General features: G+C 69.2%; 8 protein-coding genes. 4 read left to right on the top strand and 4 right to left on the bottom strand.

The features are described 5' to 3' along the window. Positions 1 to 4: 4 nt before the first annotated feature. Positions 5 to 1,732: a protein kinase gene (locus ACIBG8_RS16670; RefSeq protein WP_397343601.1), complete on the bottom strand. Its 1,728-nt coding sequence runs from the start codon at positions 1,730 to 1,732 to the stop codon at positions 5 to 7. 249 nt (positions 1,733 to 1,981) lie between these two features. Between ACIBG8_RS16670 and ACIBG8_RS16665 the strand changes: the two genes are divergently transcribed. Further along, the gene (locus ACIBG8_RS16665; protein WP_397343600.1) at positions 1,982 to 2,800 is read left to right on the top strand and encodes a chorismate mutase; all 819 of its coding nucleotides are present in this window, start codon (positions 1,982 to 1,984) and stop codon (positions 2,798 to 2,800) included. Between the two features lie 8 nt (positions 2,801 to 2,808). On the opposite strand, the gene ACIBG8_RS16660 is transcribed toward ACIBG8_RS16665, so the two are convergent. Both ACIBG8_RS16660 and ACIBG8_RS16655 read right to left on the bottom strand, forming a co-directional pair. Beyond that, complete coding sequence (locus tag ACIBG8_RS16660; RefSeq protein WP_397343599.1) at positions 2,809 to 3,828, bottom strand: SGNH/GDSL hydrolase family protein; 1,020 nt, start codon at positions 3,826 to 3,828, stop codon at positions 2,809 to 2,811. A 38-nt stretch (positions 3,829 to 3,866) separates the two neighbouring features. Then, positions 3,867 to 5,207 (bottom strand): amino acid permease, encoded by a 1,341-nt coding sequence (locus ACIBG8_RS16655; protein WP_397343598.1) that lies wholly within the window; start codon positions 5,205 to 5,207, stop codon positions 3,867 to 3,869. A gap of 175 nt (positions 5,208 to 5,382) precedes the next feature. Between ACIBG8_RS16655 and dnaE the strand changes: the two genes are divergently transcribed. The 3 genes from dnaE (at position 5,383) to ACIBG8_RS16640 (ending at position 14,750) form a co-directional block, all read left to right on the top strand. Then, positions 5,383 to 8,910: a DNA polymerase III subunit alpha gene (gene dnaE, locus ACIBG8_RS16650; RefSeq protein ID WP_397343597.1), complete on the top strand. Its 3,528-nt coding sequence runs from the start codon at positions 5,383 to 5,385 to the stop codon at positions 8,908 to 8,910. 1,040 nt (positions 8,911 to 9,950) lie between these two features. Next, a complete protein-coding gene (locus ACIBG8_RS16645) occupies positions 9,951 to 10,715 on the top strand; it encodes an endonuclease/exonuclease/phosphatase family protein (RefSeq protein WP_397343596.1) in 765 nt (254 codons plus the stop codon). Between the two features lie 633 nt (positions 10,716 to 11,348). Further along, positions 11,349 to 14,750, top strand: a complete 3,402-nt coding sequence (locus tag ACIBG8_RS16640) for a M28 family peptidase (RefSeq protein ID WP_397343595.1) — start codon at positions 11,349 to 11,351, stop codon at positions 14,748 to 14,750. On the opposite strand, the gene ACIBG8_RS16635 is transcribed toward ACIBG8_RS16640, so the two are convergent. Beyond that, complete coding sequence (locus tag ACIBG8_RS16635) at positions 14,747 to 17,512, bottom strand: ATP-binding protein (RefSeq protein WP_397343594.1); 2,766 nt, start codon at positions 17,510 to 17,512, stop codon at positions 14,747 to 14,749. The two genes, ACIBG8_RS16640 and ACIBG8_RS16635, sit on opposite strands and share 4 nt — an antisense overlap. Positions 17,513 to 17,552: the final 40 nt, after the last annotated feature.

Below are 17,552 nucleotides of genomic sequence, written 5' to 3'. Positions count from 1 at the left end.
CAGCCTACTTGGCCGGTTTGAATGAAGCGGCAAACGTGTCGAAGAAGTGCAAGTCCTTCTTCCATCTGCTCGCCAGGTTGTGCCAGTACAGCGCGTAGCCGCGGCCGTTGTCGGTGATGAAGCCGCGGTTGCGCACCCGGGTCTTGCCGGTGTTGGTGTTCCAGGTGAACTCCCAGTCGGCTGCCGCCTTCATGTAGTCCACCTCCTTGATGTGGATGAGCTTGTAGCCGCCGAAGTTGTTCTTGGCCGACGGCTCCTGCTGCCGCCAGTCCTTCAGGGGGTCGTCGCCTGGGTCCTCGGCCTCCTCGATCATGAGGAAGGCGTTGGAGCCCGCGCCGGGCCCGCGGAAGAAGACCTGGTTGCTGTTGCGCTTGAACTCCTCCCAGCCCTTCGGTAAGGCGACGGAGAAGCCCTTCTTCTTGTCCTTGTGCATCTTCCAGCCCTTGGGGAGGGCGTCCTTGGCGGGCGGTTCCTCCGTGGGGGTCTGGCTCGGCTGCACGGTCGGGGTGGCGGACGGCTCGGCAGAGGACGTGGTGGCGGCGGCCTGCTGCTTCCTCGGCTTCGTCTCAGGCGCGGAGTTCAGGCCCAGGTATCCGGCGACGCCGCCGACGATCGCGACGGCGGCGACCACGGCGGCGATCGGCCTGAACCGCTTCGCCAGCGGGCCGCGGCCCTCGATGGTCGGCTCCGACGGTTCGAGCTCCAGCCGGGCACCCGTCTCGGGGGGCTCGGCCTTGGGAAGCTGCTCCGTCGCCTTGGGAGGGGTCCTGTAGGGCGCTTTGTACGGCGGGGCCGTCTTCTTGGGCGGCGCTGCGGGGACGACGGGGATCCCGGGGTCCGTCGGGGTGTCGTCCTCGTCCGCCACCGTCTCAGTGTGTGACTGGGCGATGGCGTTGCGCAACATCCTGGTCGCCTCGGCGTACGACAGGCGGTGCACGGGCTCCTTGGCCAGCAGCCCGTCGATCACCGGCCCCAGCACGCCCGCGTGCTGCGCGGGCGCCGGGTCGTCGTTGAGCACCGCGTGCATGGTCGCCATCGCCATGCCCTTGTCGTGCGGCGACCTGCCCTCGACCGCGGTGTACAGCGTCGCGCCCAGCGCCCACAGGTCGGACTCGCGCCGCGCGGGCAGGCCCTTCAGCCGCTCGGGCGCGATGAACGCCGGCGTGCCGGCCAGCCCGGTCATCGTGAGCTGCGTCTCGGTCTCGAGGGTGGCGATGCCGAAGTCGGTCAGCACCACGCGGCCGTCGTCGGCCAGCAGCACGTTCTCCGGCTTGACGTCGCGGTGCAGCACGCCCGCCTCGTGCGCGCTGTGCAGGGCGTCGAGCATCGCCAGGCCGATCTCGGCGACCCTGCCGGGGTCGAGGCGGCCGTCCTCCTTGATGACCTGGCCGAGGGAGCGCGACGGGACGAGCTGCATGACGATCCAGGGCTGGTCGTCCTCCTCGATCACGTCGTGCACGACGATCACGTTGGGATGCTCGAACCTGGCGGCGGCTCTGGCCTCGCGCATGGTGCGCCTGTTCAGCAGCTGGACCTCTTCGCCCAGCATCGCGGAGTAACGCACCTCCTTGACCGCGACGACCCGGTCGAGGAGCTCGTCATGGGCGCGCCAGACGATGCCCATGCCACCTCTGCCAATGGGCTCTTGCAGGTGGTACCGGCCGGCGATGCGGCGACCAGGGTCCTGTCTCAACGGCCACAAACCCCCTTCTAAGCCAAGAAATACTCCCATAGCGAGGGATCATCGGCGACTTGCGCGAAGGACAGTCCGGTATGTGAGAACAGCCGTCCAGTCCGTGACGTGGCGGTGTACTGTCGCTGACATGTTCTGTCGCTACGTGTTTATCGAGCCGGCTCCGGGAGGGCCGGTCGTCAGCTAGCGACCACCTGGAGTCGGCACAGGCAGAGACGCCATCGTCTCTGCCTTTTTGTATGCGCCGGCTCCTGTCTGTGCGGGCCGGCCCGATCTGAGGGAGCCGGGATGTCATCGACCTTGGAACACACCCTGCCCGCCATCGGACGCGGCGGCCCCGCCGTGGTCGTCGGGGGAGCTGGGGCGGACGTGCGGTGGGTGAGCCTGCGCGGACCTGGGGCTCCCGTTGAGCTGTCCTGCGGGGCCGCGTTCGTCGAGCCGTCCTCCGCCGACGACCTTCCGGCGATCGCCGAGCGGGCGGCCGGGGTCGTGGTGGGGGACTGGTGGGTGCGGGACCGCGCGCTGGTGCGGGCCGTGGGCGGGCTGGGGCTGCCGGTGATCGTACGGCGGGCGCCGGGGGCGGGGGTGGAGCAGTGGCTGGAGATCGCTGCCCTGGTGGAGGCCGAGGGGAGCCCGCAGGTGATCCTCTGCACGTCGGGCGATCTGGACCTGCCGGTGGGGGAGCGGCCGGTCCTGGCCGACATTTCCGGAAATATCCGCCTAGCGGCAGCGGCGGTGGCCGCCGGTGCCGACGGGGTGCTCCTCGCACCTTCGGACGACGCCACGGCGGCCCGTGAGGCGGTCGCCCTGGTCGGGGCGCTGCTGCGGCCGGAGTCGCCGAGCACGCTGGGCGAGTGCCGCGCGGCCATCGACCGGGTGGACGCGGCGCTGGCCACCCTCCTGGAGCGCAGGGCCGCCCTGGCCGGGGTGGTGCAGACGCTCAAGCCCGTGGGCGGCTTCGCCGGACGCGACCCGGAGCGCGAACGCAGCCTCGTCGCCACGATGGCCCGCCGCGCCCCCACTCTGGGCGAGACGCGCCTGGCCCCGATCATGAACGCCGTGATCGAGGCGGGCCTGCACCTGGCCGAGGAACGCCGGCGGAGCTGACCGGCAGGTCAGCTGGGGCGGGGGAGGGCGAGGTTGTGCATCGGGCGGCCGGGGCCGGTCGCGATCTGCCGCGTGATGAGCTCGCCGAACCGCTTGTAGCCGTCGCCCGTCGGGTGGTAGCTGTCCGGGCGGACCGTGAGCCCGCCGATGTCGACGTCCAGCCCGTTGATGTACGGCTGCGCCCGCCCCACCTCGTGCCCGTCGAAGGCGTCGTAGGCGTCCACGTACTCCACGCTCCCCGGCCCCTCGAACGCCGCGATCGCCCGGTCGAACTCGGCGGCCACCGCCTTCACCGTGTCGTTCAGCCGCCTGGTCATCCCGTTCAGCCACCGCTGGTCGTCGATGCCCATGTTGTCGACGCTCGCGTCAGGTTCGGCCGGGAAAGGCCGTGGATAGCCCAGGAGGATCACCCGGGCCTCGGGTGCCCTGGTCCTGATCGCGGTGAGGACCTGCCTGATGCTCGTCCGCAGCCGCCCGATGCGCTCGCCGACCACCGCCTCCTGGTCGGTGCACGCCGTCGACCAGGGCAGCTTGGCGATGCACTCCTTGAGCACGTTGGAGAAGCCCGCGTCGTTGCCGCCGATGCTGAGGGTGACCAGGCTGGCCTTGCCGTTCACGCGGCTGATCTGCGGCGGCTGCCCGAACTGCCCGTTGAGCAGCTGCCTCGTCGTGGCGCCACTGCAGGCCCAGAACGCCGATCCGCCCGCGAACGGGCGCGAGGCGGCCACCTGGGCGAAATAGGAGCCCTTGGAGCGGTGGCACCGGTCACCGCCGTCCTGCGCCGGGACCCAGACGCCCTCGCCCGAGGAGTAGGAGTCGCCCAGCGCCACGTAGGCGCCGCTCACGGCGACCTCCTGGGGGTTGAGCGGGCGGGGCCGTACCGGTAACCGCCCCGCCGGGGGCGTCACGTCGCAGCCGATGGCCCACGCCGTACAGGCCAGCTTGTCGTAGACCCCGAGCGGGACCCCGGCCATCGCCACCCCCGCGCCCAGCAGGACGGCCAGCCCTGCCTCCACGATCCGCCGCATCCCACCCCCCGTTTTCGCCCCACAAGGAGCATAAACGGCTATAGGCGGCGGCTGCTGACCACTTTCCAGCCGAGCGCGATGGCGACCACGAGCACCGGGATGCAGAAGAAGGCGATGCGCTGGTCCTCGTCGGCGAACGGCATCAGCAGCACGACCAGCGCCAGGAAGCCGAGGGTCAGCCAGTTGGCGTACGGCGTGCCGGGCATCGGGAACGCCGAGTCCTGCCTGGTACGGCGCAGCCGCAACTGGCAGTAGACCAGCGTCGCCCACGTCGTGATCACGCCGAGCGAGGCCACGCCCGTGGCGATGTTGAAGGCGCGCGCGGGCACGAAGTAGAACAGCGCCACCCCGGCCACGAACACCGCGGCCGTCATCAGGATGCCGCCGAACGGCACGTGCCTGGAGTTGAGCGACCCCGTGAAGCCGGGGGCCTCCCGCTTGAGCGCCATCGAGCGCAGGATGCGGCCGGTGGAGTAGAGCCCCGAGTTGCACGACGACAGCGCCGCGGTGATCACGATGAGGTTCATGGCGTCGGCCGCCCACGGCACGCCCAGGCTGCTGAAGACGGTCACGAACGGCGAGGTGCCCGCGTTGTAGGCGGTCCAGGGCAGCACCATCGCCAGCAGCAGCACCGAGCCCACGTAGAAGATCGCGATGCGCCAGACGACGCCGTTGATGGCCTTCGGCATGATCTCGCGCGGGTTCTTCGTCTCGCCCGCCGTGATGCCGACCAGCTCGATCGAGGCGTAGGCGAACACCACCGACTGCAGGCTCATCAGCACCACGGGGAAGCCGTTGGGGAAGAAGCCGCCGTGCGCGGTCAGGTTGGCCGGTCCGGCGCCCTGCACGGCGAAGATCACCATGATCAGCCCGGTGACGAGGAACGCCACGATGGCCAGCACCTTCAGCAGCGCGAACCAGAACTCCAGCTCGCCGAAGAGCTTCACCGACGCCAGGTTGACCGCCAGCACGAACGCCAGCGAGATCAGCGCCGTGAGCCACTCGGGGAAACCGGGCGCCCAGTAGGAGACGTAGGTGGCGATCGCCGTCAGTTCGGCTATGCCGGTGAAGGCCCAGTTGATCCAGTACATCCAGCCGCTGGCGAACGCCGCCCAGGGGCCGACGAACTCGCCCGCGTACTCCACGAACGAGCCGCTCGTCGGGCGGTAGAGCACGAGCTCGCCCAGCGCGCGCATCACGAAGAAGGCGGCGAGCCCGGCCACGGCGTACGACAGGACGAGCGCGGGACCGGTGGCCGCGAGCCGTCCTCCGGCCCCCAGGAACAGCCCGACGCCGATGGCGCCGCCGATCGCGATCATCTGGACCTGGCGGTTGCCCAGCGCGTGCGAATAGCCCTCGTCGGTCCGTGACTGCTTCATTACGCAGACGATATCCGCGCAGGTCGGCGTGGGTGCGGTGACACGCCATGGTGTAGCCTCGCCCGGCGCGTCCCGTACACGTCGTCAGCGATGCTCGTGGCTGCGCCGGACTGTCGGTACGGCCCACTAGGCTCAAGCCTGCACATCAAAGTCTCGATCGAGGAGGCGCCGCTCCATGTCGTCCAGTGACTCGTTTGTACACCTGCACGTGCATACCGAGTACTCCATGCTGGACGGGGCAGCCCGCCTCAAGCAGATGTTCAAACAGGTCGGCGAGCTGGGCATGCCCGCCATCGCCATCACCGACCACGGCAACATGCACGGCGCCTACGACTTCTACAAGCAGGCGACCGGCGCCGGGGTCAAGCCGATCATCGGCATCGAGGCCTACGTCGCGCCGGAGATGCGGCAGAACAAGAAGCCGGTCCTGTGGGGCGAGCCGCACCAGAAGAAGGACGACGTCTCGGCGGGTGGTTTCTACACCCACACGACGATCTGGGCGCGCAACAAGGTCGGCCTGCACAACCTGATGAAGCTCAGCTCCCGCGCCTACACCGAGGGCTTCCACCGCAAGTGGGCCCGGATGGACGCGGAGATCCTCGCCGAGCATTCTGCGGGCCTGATGGCCACCACCGGCTGCCCGTCCGGCGAGGTGCAGACCAGGCTGCGGCTGGGGCAGTACGACGCGGCCGTCGCGGCCGCCGCCCGCTACCAGGAGATCTTCGGCAAGGAGAACTACTACCTGGAGATCATGGACCATGGGCTCGACATCGAGCGCCGGGTCCGTGACGGGCTGACCCGCATCAGCAAAGAGCTGGACATTCCGCCGGTCGTCACCAACGACTCGCACTACACCTACGAGTCTGACGCCGTCTCCCATGACGCCCTGCTGTGCATCCAGACCGGCAAGCAGCTCTCCGACCCCGACCGCTTCAGGTTCGACGGGTCCGGCTACTACATCAAGAACGCCGACGAGATGCGCGCGGTCGACTCCTCCGACCTGTGGGCGGAGGGCTGCCGCAACACGCTGCTGATCGCGGAGAAGGTCGACACGACCGGGTTCTTCGAGTTCAAGAACCTCATGCCGACCTACCCCATCCCGGACGGCATGACGGAGGAGGAGTTCTTCCGCGCCACGGTGTGGGAGGGCATGAACAAGCGCTTCCCCGAGGGCATCGACGAGGTCCACAGCAAGCAGGCCGAGTACGAGATGGGCGTCATCCTCCAGATGGGGTTCCCGTCCTACTTCCTCGTGGTCGCCGACTTCATCATGTGGGCCAAGGCCAACGGCATCGCCGTCGGCCCCGGCCGAGGCTCGGCCGCCGGTTCGCTGGTCGCCTACGCGATGGGCATCACCGACCTCGACCCGCTCCCGCACGGCCTGATCTTCGAGCGCTTCCTCAACCCGGAGCGCGTGTCCATGCCCGACGTCGACATCGACTTCGACGACCGCAGGCGGGCGGACGTCATCCGCTACGTGACCGAGAAGTGGGGCGCCGACAAGGTCGCCATGATCGCCACCTTCGGCACCATCAAGGCGAAGGCCGCCATCAAGGACGCGGGCCGCGTCCTGGGCTACCCCTACGCGCTGGGCGACAAGGTCTCCAAGGCCTTCCCCCCGGCCGTGATGGGCAAGGACATCCCGCTCGCCGGCATCTTCGACAAGGACCATCCCCGGTACGGCGAAGCCGGTGAGCTGCGCAAGCTCTACGAGGAAGACGTCGACGTCAAGGCGACGATGGACCTCGGCAAGGGCCTGGAGGGCCTGATCAGGCAGACCGGCGTGCACGCCGCCGGCGTGATCATGTCGTCCGAGGTGATCACCGACTACATCCCGATCATGCGCCGCGACTCGGACGGCGCGATCATCACGCAGTTCGACTACCCGACCTGCGAGACGCTCGGCCTGCTGAAAATGGACTTCCTGGGCCTGCGCAACCTGACGATCATGTCGGACTGCCTTGAGATGATCAAGGAGAGCAGCGGCGAAGAGATCGACCTGCTGAAGCTGCCGCTCGACGACCGCAAGACCTACGAGCTGCTGAGCCGCGGCGACACCCTGGGCGTGTTCCAGCTGGACGGCGGCGGCATGCGCTCGCTGCTGCGGCTGATGCGCCCCGACAACTTCGAGGACATTTCCGCCGCCCTCGCGCTCTACCGCCCCGGCCCGATGGGCGCCAACTCGCACACCAACTACGCGCTGCGCAAGAACAAGCAGCAGGAGATCACCCCGATCCACGCCGAGCTGGAAGAGCCGCTCAGGGAGATCCTCGACACGACCTACGGCCTGATCGTCTATCAGGAGCAGGTCATGGCGATCGCGCAGAAGGTGGCCGGGTTCTCGCTCGGCTCCGCCGACCTGCTGCGCCGGGCGATGGGCAAGAAGAAGAAGTCGGAGCTGGACAAGCAGTACGAGTTCTACGAGAAGGGCATGCAGGAGAAGGGGTTCGGCCCCGAGCCCATCAAGGCGTTGTGGGACATCCTGCTGCCCTTCTCCGACTACGCGTTCAACAAGGCGCACACCGCCGCCTACGGCCTCATCGCTTACTGGACCGGCTACCTCAAGGCCAACTACCCGGCCGCCTACATGGCCGCGTTGCTGTCGTCGGTCAAGGACGACAAAGACAAGTCCGCGCTCTACCTCAACGAGTGCCGCCGGATGGGCATCAAGGTCTTCCCGCCGGACGTCAATGACTCCGACTTCGACTTCACGCCGCGCGGGACCGACATCCGCTTCGGCCTGTCCGCCGTGCGCAACGTGGGCGGCAACGTCGTCGACGGCATCATCGCGGCGCGCAAGGAGAAGGGCCGCTTCTCCGACTTCAAGGACTTCCTGCGCAAGGTGCCCGCGATCGTCTGCAACAAGCGCGTCATCGAATCGCTGGTCAAGGCGGGCTCCTTCGACTCGCTCGGGCACGTGCGCAAGGGCCTGGTCATGGTCCACGAGCAGGCCGTCGACGCGATCATCGACATCAAGAAGAACGAGGCCATCGGGCAGGACTCGCTGTTCGGCGCAGAGGACGGCGGCGAGGACCAGACGTTCGACGTGCAGATCCCGGTGGGGGAGTGGGACAAGACCACCCTGCTGACCTTCGAACGGGAGATGCTGGGTCTCTATGTGTCCGACCACCCGCTGCTGGGGGTGGAGCACATCCTGGCGTCGGGGGCGGACTGCTCGATCGCGGCGCTGCAGGACGAGTCGCGGGCCGACGGCCACGTGGTGACGGTGGGCGGCATCCTTTCGGGGGTGCAGCGCAAGGTCACCAAGAAGGGCGACACGTGGGTGCTGACGCAGTTGGAGGACCTTGAGGGCGCGATCGAGGTCATGATCTTCCCGTCGTCGTACCAGCTGTGCTCGACGATCCTGGCCGAGGACGCGATCGTCTTCGTCAAGGGGCGCATCGACAAGCGCGAGGACGTCGCCAAGATCATCGCGATGGAGGTGACGGCGCCGGACCTGTCGGTGGAGGCGGGCGGCCCGTTGCTGGTCTCCCTGCCTCTGAACCGCTGCACCCCGCCGGTGGTGGGTCGCCTGAAGGAGATCCTCAACACCCACCCGGGGACATCGGAGGTGCACTTGCAGGTACACAACGGGCCCAAGACGACGGTGATGCGGGTGGACGACCGGCTGCGCGTGACGCAGTCACCGGCGCTGATGGGCGACCTCAAGCAACTCCTGGGCCCCGCCTGCCTCGGCGGCTAACCGAACACCTACCCTGCGGTACTTGAAGGGCTAGATCACCCCGGCCGTCCTGCCGCGCGCCATGGGCCTCGCCCGGGGGCGCTTCGCGCGATGGGGCTCGGGCTGGCCTTCTTTGGGGGGCCGAGCCCCCCAAACCCCAGCCGGGGGCCTTCCGGCCCCCGGACCCCCGAGGTGTCGGGCCGCTGGACTTGGTCTGAGTTGGGCGCCTCCCTGGAGTGAGGGTGATCGCGGTTTCAGCGGGGTGAGTCCCTTGGCGAGTTGGTGTCGCTGCCTGTTGAATCGCGGGCTCGATGAAGGGTTCGTCGGCCTTTGCTGCCCATGAGATGCCCCTCCTTCGGCGCCTGCACTGCGTAGGTCTCGCCTTGCGGCTTCGCGCGTTTGGGGCGCGGGCTGGTTTCTTTGGGGCCGAGCCCCCAAGACCCCCAGCCAGGGCCTTCCGGGCCCCGACCCCGAGGCGCTGGGCCGCTGGTCTTGGTCGGAGATTCTGCGCCCCCTTCGAGCGAGGGCTGGTCGCGATTGCAGCGGCTGGAGCTCCACGCCCACGTGGCTCGACGACCTGGGGGTCGTTGCCCTGAGGCGCAGCGATCTGACCTTTCGGGGTGTGGCGTGGCTCTTGCTCGCCCATCAAGATGCTTCCTCTTGAGGAGCGTTGCTCACTCTCGACGTGGCGCTCTCTTCAAGGGCTTGGCTGATCGCCTGCGACGCCGCGTCCTTCCACGAACGACGTCGCTTGTCCCGGGGGTGTTGCCCGCTGCTCTTCATTGAAGGGCGGTCCGCTCACTGGTCACGATCTCCGTGTTGGTGGGGTCGGCGTTTCGTCCGTCGGGGACTGTTGGCGGGGCCTCTCCTGAGGCTGCGGGCCGAGGGCGTGTTCGTCCATTGGCACGTCGGTGGCACGGAGGCCGGTGCCTGGGTTGCCGAGCGATTCACAATGGCCCGCCGTTCGCTGGGCGTTGGCGGGTGCCTGTGGTGATCGTCTGGTGGCTGACGGGGTGGGGGTTGGTCGGTAGGGTCGGGGGTTTGGGGCTTATGGGTGGTTGGTGGCGAAGGAGGGGGTGGGTGTGGTGCGGGTGGCTACGCTGAATGTCTGGGGGCAGCACGGGCCGTGGGGTGAGCGGTTGCGGTTGATTCGGGAGGAGCTTGCCGTACTCCAGCCTGATGTCATCGGGCTCCAGGAAGTGGTTAGGCGGGATGGGGCATGTCAGGCGGCTGGGATCGCTGACGGGCTTGGGTATGAGGTGGCCTATGCGCCTGCTGTTGATTTTGGTGGGCGGGTGTTGGGGAACGCGTTGCTGAGTCGGTGGCCTGTTGTTCGGCAGGACGTGCTGGCGTTGCCTGTGGATGGGGTGGAGCCTCGGGCTTTGTTGCGGGCCCTGGTGGATACGCCTGCTGGGACGTTGCCGGTCTTTGTCACTCACCTTGACTGGGAGTTGGACAGGAGTGCGGCCAGGGTGGAGCAGGTGCGGTTCATCGTTTCGGCGATGGGTGGCTGGGGTGGGGATCTGCCTGCTGTGTTGCTGGGGGATTTCAATGCTGAGCCGGGGTCGGCGGAGATTCGGTTCCTGTGTGGTTCTGGGCTGGTTGATGCCTGGGAGGCTGCGGGGGACGGGTCTTTGGGGATGACGTTTGATGTGAGCAACGACTATGCGCGGTTGGCTGACGAGCCTTCTCGGCGGCTTGACTATGTCTTCACTGGTGCGGCTGTGGGTGAGGTGCGGGTGGTGTTCAACCGGTCTGTGGAGGTTGACGGGGTTGCGGTCTGGCCGTCTGATCACTTTGGGGTTATGGCGGAGCTTGTCGGCTGACCTGCGGGTGTTTGCCGTGTGAGGGGTTCCGTGGGGGAGAGGCTTGCTGGTCGGGTGAGGGGCTCGCGCGAGGAGTGGGGGCCGCGGGGGATGCGTACCCCGCGAGGAGTGGATGCGCCCGAGGGGTGAGGGCGTGCCTCAAGAGGCCCGTGTGAGGGGAGCGCCCGCGACGGGTGAAGGCCTCCAAGCGGAGAGGCCGTGTGGGCCGGAGGCGCGAAGTGACGGGCCGCGTGAGGTGGAGGCCTGAGGTGGCGGGTCGCGTGAGGTGGAGGCCCGAGGTGGTGGGGACGCGACGGATAGCGGGCCGCGTGGGGTGGAGGCCCGGGGTGGGGGCTGCGACGAAGGAAGGCTCCAGATAGGGGCCCCGCGGGGTGGCGGGCTGCGGGCGGTGGAGGTCGCGAGGGGGAAGGGGGTCGGTGTTCCCTGCGGTAGCTTCCCCGAGGCGGGAAATGGGTGGGTGGGGTGGATTCGGTACGTATACCGATATCGATACGGATGTCTTGGCTCCCAGTGAGGCCTAGTGTCAAGGCCGCCAGCTGAGCACCTCCTGGTAAGCCAATCACACCCCCCTGTTCCCGTGCCGTACACCCACAGGTGTGTCGGCACGGGAGCGTGCATGAAAGGAGCTGGCGAGTGAGACGTGGATCTCTCCTCGCGGCTGTCGCAGGTCTGGCCACTACCGCGGCCCTGGCGATCTCCCCGATTCCCGCATCCGCGGCGCCCCCCGGCGCCGGGAAGCCGACCCCCAGCCTGACAGCGGGCGACCCCGCCTCGCTGGCCGCGACGGCCGCTGACCGAGCGGTCTCCAGCGGGCTGGACGACTTACGAAAAGGACAGGACGAGACCTACTGGCGCCGGGCCGTGACCCCCGGCGCCAGTGGCATGTTCTATGTCAGCTACGACAGGACCTACAAGGGCCTGCCCATGGTCGGCGGCGACGCGGTCGTCGTGACCGACTCGCAGGGCAACGTCCGCGACACGACGGCTGCCTCGGGCGCGGTTCCCGACAGCCTGGACGTCACCCCGCGCGTCACGGCCGAGCGGGCCATCAGGACGTCCAAGAAGCAACTGTCCAAGGTCGACACCACCGTGGCCCCGCGCCTGGTGGTCCTGGCTTGGGGTTCCTCGCCCAAGCTAACCTGGGAGACCGTGGTTCAGGGCTCGGTGAAGGGCAAGCCGAGCAAGCAGCACGTCTTCGTCGACGCGACGACCGGTGCGGTCGCCGACTCCTACGACGAGGTCAAGCTGGGCACGGGCAACGGGTACTACTACCCGAACTCGACGATCACCACCAGCCAGTCGGGCACCACCTACCGGATGGTCGACACGACCAGGCCCGGCATCCAGTGCGGTGGCCAGAACGGCTCGCCGTACACGGGACCGGACGACGTCTGGGGCAACAACGGCGGCACCAACCTGGAGACCGCCTGCGTGGACGCGCTGTACAGCGTCCAGCGCGAGTGGGACATGTTGCGTGACTGGCTCAACCGCAACGGCATCGACGGCTCCGGCCGTGGATTCCCGGCCAAGGTGGGCCTCGCCGACGTCAACGCCTACTGGGACGGCAGCTCGACCAGCTTCGGCCACTCCCAGGACAACCAGCGCCAGGCCACCCCGATCGACGTCGTCGGCCACGAGTTCGGCCACGCCATCTTCCAGACCACCCCTGGTGGCGCGGGTTCCGGCAACGAGAACGGCGGCATCAACGAGGGCACCGGCGACATCTTCGGCGCTCTCACCGAGGCCTACGCGAACAACCCCAACGACCCGCCGGACTACGAGGTGGGCGAGGAAGTGAACCTGGTGGGCCAGGGGCCGATCAGGTACATGTACGACCCCAGCCGCGTCGGCGACCCCAACTGCTGGTCCTCCTCGATCCCCAACACCGAGGTCCACGCCGCGGCAGGCCCGCTGAACCACTGGTTCTACCTGCTGGCAGAGGGCAACGCCCCCGGTGGCGGCAAGCCCAACAGCCCGATCTGCTCCGGCGGCCCTTCCTCTGTCACCGGAATCAGCATCCAGAAGGCCGGCAAGATCTACATGGGCGCGCTGGGACGTAAGACGTCCTCCTGGCGCTACAACAACATCCGCAGCGCCAGCCTCGCGGCGGCCGTCGAGCTCTTCGGCGCCAACAGCGCCGAGTGCGCGGCGACCAAGGCGGCGTGGAACGCGGTGAGCGTGCCGGTGCAGTCCGGCGAGCCCACCTGCACGGCGCCCAGCCAGGACTTCTCCATCGCCACCAACCCCACGTCGGGGACCGTACAGCCTGGGCAGTCCGTCCAGACGACGGTCAGCACCACGACGACGTCGGGTAACGCGCAGACGGTCAACCTGACCGCCTCCGGCCTGCCCAGCGGCGTCACGGCCAGCTTCAGCCCGGCCAGCGTGACGTCGGGCAACAGCTCGACCCTGACCCTCACCGCGAGCGCCACAGCGAGCGGCAGCGGGAACATCACGGTGACCGGCACAGGTCAGACGGCCACGCACACGGCCAACTACAACCTGACCGTCGGCGGCGGCCAGAACAACGACCCGCCGGACATCAACGTCGCCAACGTCAAGGCGCACCTGGCCCAGTTCCAGACCATCGCCAACAACAACGGCGGCACCCGCCGCTCGACCGGCGCCGGCTACACCCAGTCGGTCACCTACGTCGAGCAGAAGCTGCAGGCGGCCGGTTACACCACGACCCGCGTGGCCTGTGGCTCCACCTGCACCTCCGGTGCGGGGCCGAACCTGATCGCGGACTGGCCCGGCGGTGACGCCAACCAGGTGATCATGGGCGGCGCCCACCTCGACAGCGTGTCGGCAGGACCTGGCATCAACGACAACGGCTCGGGCTCCGCCTCGCTGCTGGAAGTCGCGCTGCAGCTGGCCGTCAAGAACCCGTCGATGGCCAAGCACGTCAGGTTCGGCTGGTGGAGCGACGAGGAGCAGGGGCTCAACGGCTCCGAGGGCTACGTCGCCTCGCTCAACACCACCGAGCGCGGCAAGATCAAGGCCTACCTCAACTACGACATGGTCGGCTCGCCCAACGGCGGCTACTTCATCAACAACATCACCACCGCCCCGGCGGCTCCGCTGAAGGCGTTCTACGACGCGCTGAACCTGCAGCCGGAGGAGAACACCGAGGGAGCCAACCGTTCCGACGACGCCTCCTTCCGCAACGCCGGCATCCCGACCTCGGGTGTGGCCGCCGGAGCGAGCGCCGTGAAGACGGCGGCGCAGGCCAGCAAGTGGGGCGGCACGTCGGGCCGCGCGTACGACTCGTGCTACCACCAGTCGTGCGACACCACCACCAACATCAACGACACGGTCCTGGACCGGGCGTCGGACGCCTCGGCGTACGCCGTCTGGAAGCTCGCGGTAGGCACCTCCACGCCGACCCGTGACTTCTCGATCGCGGTCAACCCGTCCTCCGGGACGGTCCAGACCCCCAACTCGATCACCACGCAGGTCGTCACCCAGACGACGGCGGGCGCGGCCCAGACGGTCAACCTGACCGCCTCCGGCCTGCCCAGTGGTGCGACCGCCACCTTCAACCCGGCCAGCGTGACGTCGGGCAACAACTCGACGCTGACCATCGCCACCACCAGCACCACGGCGACGGGCACCTTCCAGGTGACCATCAACGGCGCAGGTGAGACCGCCAACCACAGCACGGTCTTCACCCTCACCGTCCAGGGCACCCAGACGGGCCGGACCTTCCGCAACGACACCGACTACCAGATCCTGGACTACGAGTACATCGAGTCCCCGATCACCTCGACAGCGACCGGCCCAGCCGTCTCCCCGGTGAAGGTCAGCGCGACGAGCAACCACACCTGCATCGAGGACCTCGACATCTGGCTCCAGGGACCCAACGGCTCCTGGTACCACCTGAGGTCGCCCGGTGGCACGTCCTGCTCGGCCTTCGGCACGCGGAACTGGTCCGTGCCGGTGAGCCAGCAGGCGGCCGGTACGTGGACGCTCTACATCGAGGACTACTACGCACAGGACCAGGGTGTTCTGGACACGTGGAGCATCACGGTCTAGTCCGTCCGCACCTGGGTGCGTGAGCGCACTCCGAGTTTGCGCAGGACGGTCGCGACATGCGTCTCGACCGTCCTGCGTGACAGGAACAGCACTTCGGCAATCTCCTTGTTCGTTCTTCCGAGCGCGACGAGCCGGGCGACCTCCAGCTCGCGCGCGGACAGCACGCCCTCGCCCCGGCGGCGCAACGCCGGGGTCGAGACCCCGCACTCCCGCAAAGCGTGACGGCAGCGCGCGGCGTCGTGGGTGGCGCCCAGCGCCTCGAACCGTTCCGCCGCGTCGGCGAGAGCCTCCGCGGCAGCCGTACGGTCACCCGCGGACAGCCGCGCCTTACCCTCCGCCTCGCCGGCCCTGGCGCAGAAGTAGGGCTGCGGCATCGCGGAGTAGGCGGCGCGGGCCATGGCGAACCGGTTCGCCGCCTCGACCCCCGAGGCCAGCGTCCCGCGAGCCATCTCCAGCGCGGCAGAGGCGGAGGGGGCGAGCCTGCCCCTGATGCCCGCGCCGTACTCCGCCACCAGACCCACCGCCTCGGCGGCCCGCCCGATCTCGAGGAGCGCCGTGACCGCACCGGGCACGACCTGGTCACCCCAGGACCACACGCCCTTGGCGCGCAGCATGGCCACGGCCTGCCTGGACTCCCTGACCGCCTCCGGCAGGGCGCCGCGGGCCAGGTGCAGCTCGATCTGCCCGCCCCAGGCGGCCATCACCAGCGGCAGGTACCTGGCGTCCGGCTCGTCGAGCCCGGCCAGGCGCAGCTCCTCCTCGGCGGTGGCCCAGTCGCCGGTGGCCAGCGCCATGCGGCCGAGCACGAGATGAGCCTCGATCGCCGCCAGCGGCGCCTCGCCGGTCGCCTCGACCAGCGCGACGGCGCGCCCGCTGAGCCCGGCCCAGCGCCCGACCAGCCAGTCGAGGCGCAGCGCCACGCCCTGGGCCAGGTAGGCGGGGAAGAACGCGCCGGTCTCCTCGGCCAGCGCGCGCCCCTGCGTGCCGTACCGCTCGGCGTGCACGTAGAGGCCGAGCGTGGTGGCCAGGTCGTAGAGGTTGCAGTAGGCGCGGGCCACCTGGCGGCGCACGGCGGCCGACGGGTCCGTGGCGGGCAAGGCGTCGGCCAGCGCGAAGGTGTCCGGCGAGCCGACGGCCATGGCGAAGGCGACCCGGTTGGCCTGGACGGCGGTGGCCAGCTCCGGGTCCTCCGCGTCCGCGACCAGCAGTTCCGCCCTGGCCATCCACTCCTCCTGCACGGACACCGGCTCCGCGCCCCAGCCGGGCATGGCCAGGCTGGCCAGCCCCCTGGCGGCCAGCGCGGGCTGGTCCTCCAGCTCGTCCACGGCGGCGAGTACGGCGGGCCGCCCGGCCGCCACGTCGCCCACCTGGCCGAACAGCATCAACCCCAGCGACAGCCTGGCCTCCCCTCGCAGGTCGCGGGCGAGCGCGTCGTCGGACAGCAGGTGGCGCAGCAGCCTGATGACCCTTGGGTAGGACAGCCCGGCCAGCGCCAGCCTGCTCATCATCAGCACGAGCCGCCCCCGTTCGGAGGCGGGCAGCTCCTGGTCGGCGACCATGTCCTCCAGCACCTGGACGGCCAGCGGCGTGTCGCCGAGCGCCGCGGCGCGTTTCGCGGCGGCCGTGCCGTACCGCACCCAGGCAGCGGTGTCGCCGGAGCGGCGCGCGTGGAAGGTGAGCTGCACCAGCGGCGGCGGGTCGGCCGACGCCAGCACGGCGACGGCGCGCTCGTGCGCCTGGCGGCGGTCGGGGCCGGGGATGGCCGCGTAGACGGCCTCCTGCGCCAGCGCGTGGCGGAAGCCGTACCTGCCGTCGGGATACTCGTGCAGCACGCCGTGGCGCAGCGCCTCGACCAGGCCGCCCGACCCGCCGGCGACCGCGACGAGCTGCGGCTCGCCCACCGGCAGCCGCAGCACTGCTGCGGCGCGCACGGTGGCCAGCGCGGCGGGGGTCAGCCTGGACAGCTGCTCCGCCATCGCCTCGCGCAGCAGGAGCGGCACGCCCGCCCGTTCCAGCGCGTCGGGCTGGCGGTCGTCGCCGAGTGACCTGACCAGCTCCTCCACCAGGAACGGTATGCCGGACGTGCGCTCGTGCAGCCGGGCGGGCAGCGCGGCGGGCAGCCCGGTGCGGCCCAGGAGCGAGGAGGCGAGCAGGCCGACGCCGGCGATGTCCAGCGGCGCCAGCGAGATGATCAGGCTGGTGCCGCCGAGCGGCAGGCTCGTCGCCCGCAGGTCCTGCCTGCGGTAGGTCATGACGACCGCCAGGCCGTCCGGCGGTCGTCTGGTCAGGAATCTCAGGAGGTCCTGGGTGCCGTCGTCGGCCCAGTGCAGGTCCTCGATCACGAGTACGGCGGGGCCGGCCGCCTCCAGCAACGCGTGTACGGCGCGAAAGAGCCGATGTCGGTCCATTCCCGGATCGGTCAGGGGTTCAGGTGCGGGTGGAAGCGCTCCGGCGAGTTCGGGCAGGTGTCCGCGCAGCGCCCCGGTGACCGGGTTGAGCGAGGCTGCGGACGGCAACCTGCCGCCCAGGTCGCGCAGCGCCTCGATCACCGGCCCGTAGGGGAACGGCTCGCGTAACTGGTGGCAGTTGCCGAGCAGCAGCGCCCGGCCGTCCTGACACACCCTCTTGACAGCGGCACCGACCAGGCTGGTCTTGCCGATCCCCGCTTCGCCTTCCACAAGCACAACGGACGGGGGACGCTTCATCGCGTCCGTGAGGACTCCAAGCTCGGAGTCCCGTCCCACTAATCGGGCATCCCTCATGTCCGGAAGTTATCCACCTCCTGACACACCCGGTCAATCC

Origin of the sequence: Nonomuraea sp. NPDC050556 (genome assembly GCF_044457355.1) — a bacterium.
GTDB lineage: Bacteria > Actinomycetota > Actinomycetes > Streptosporangiales > Streptosporangiaceae > Nonomuraea.
The sequence above is the reverse complement of the archived record's forward strand: the minus strand, read 5'-3'. Positions and strand labels throughout refer to the sequence as shown.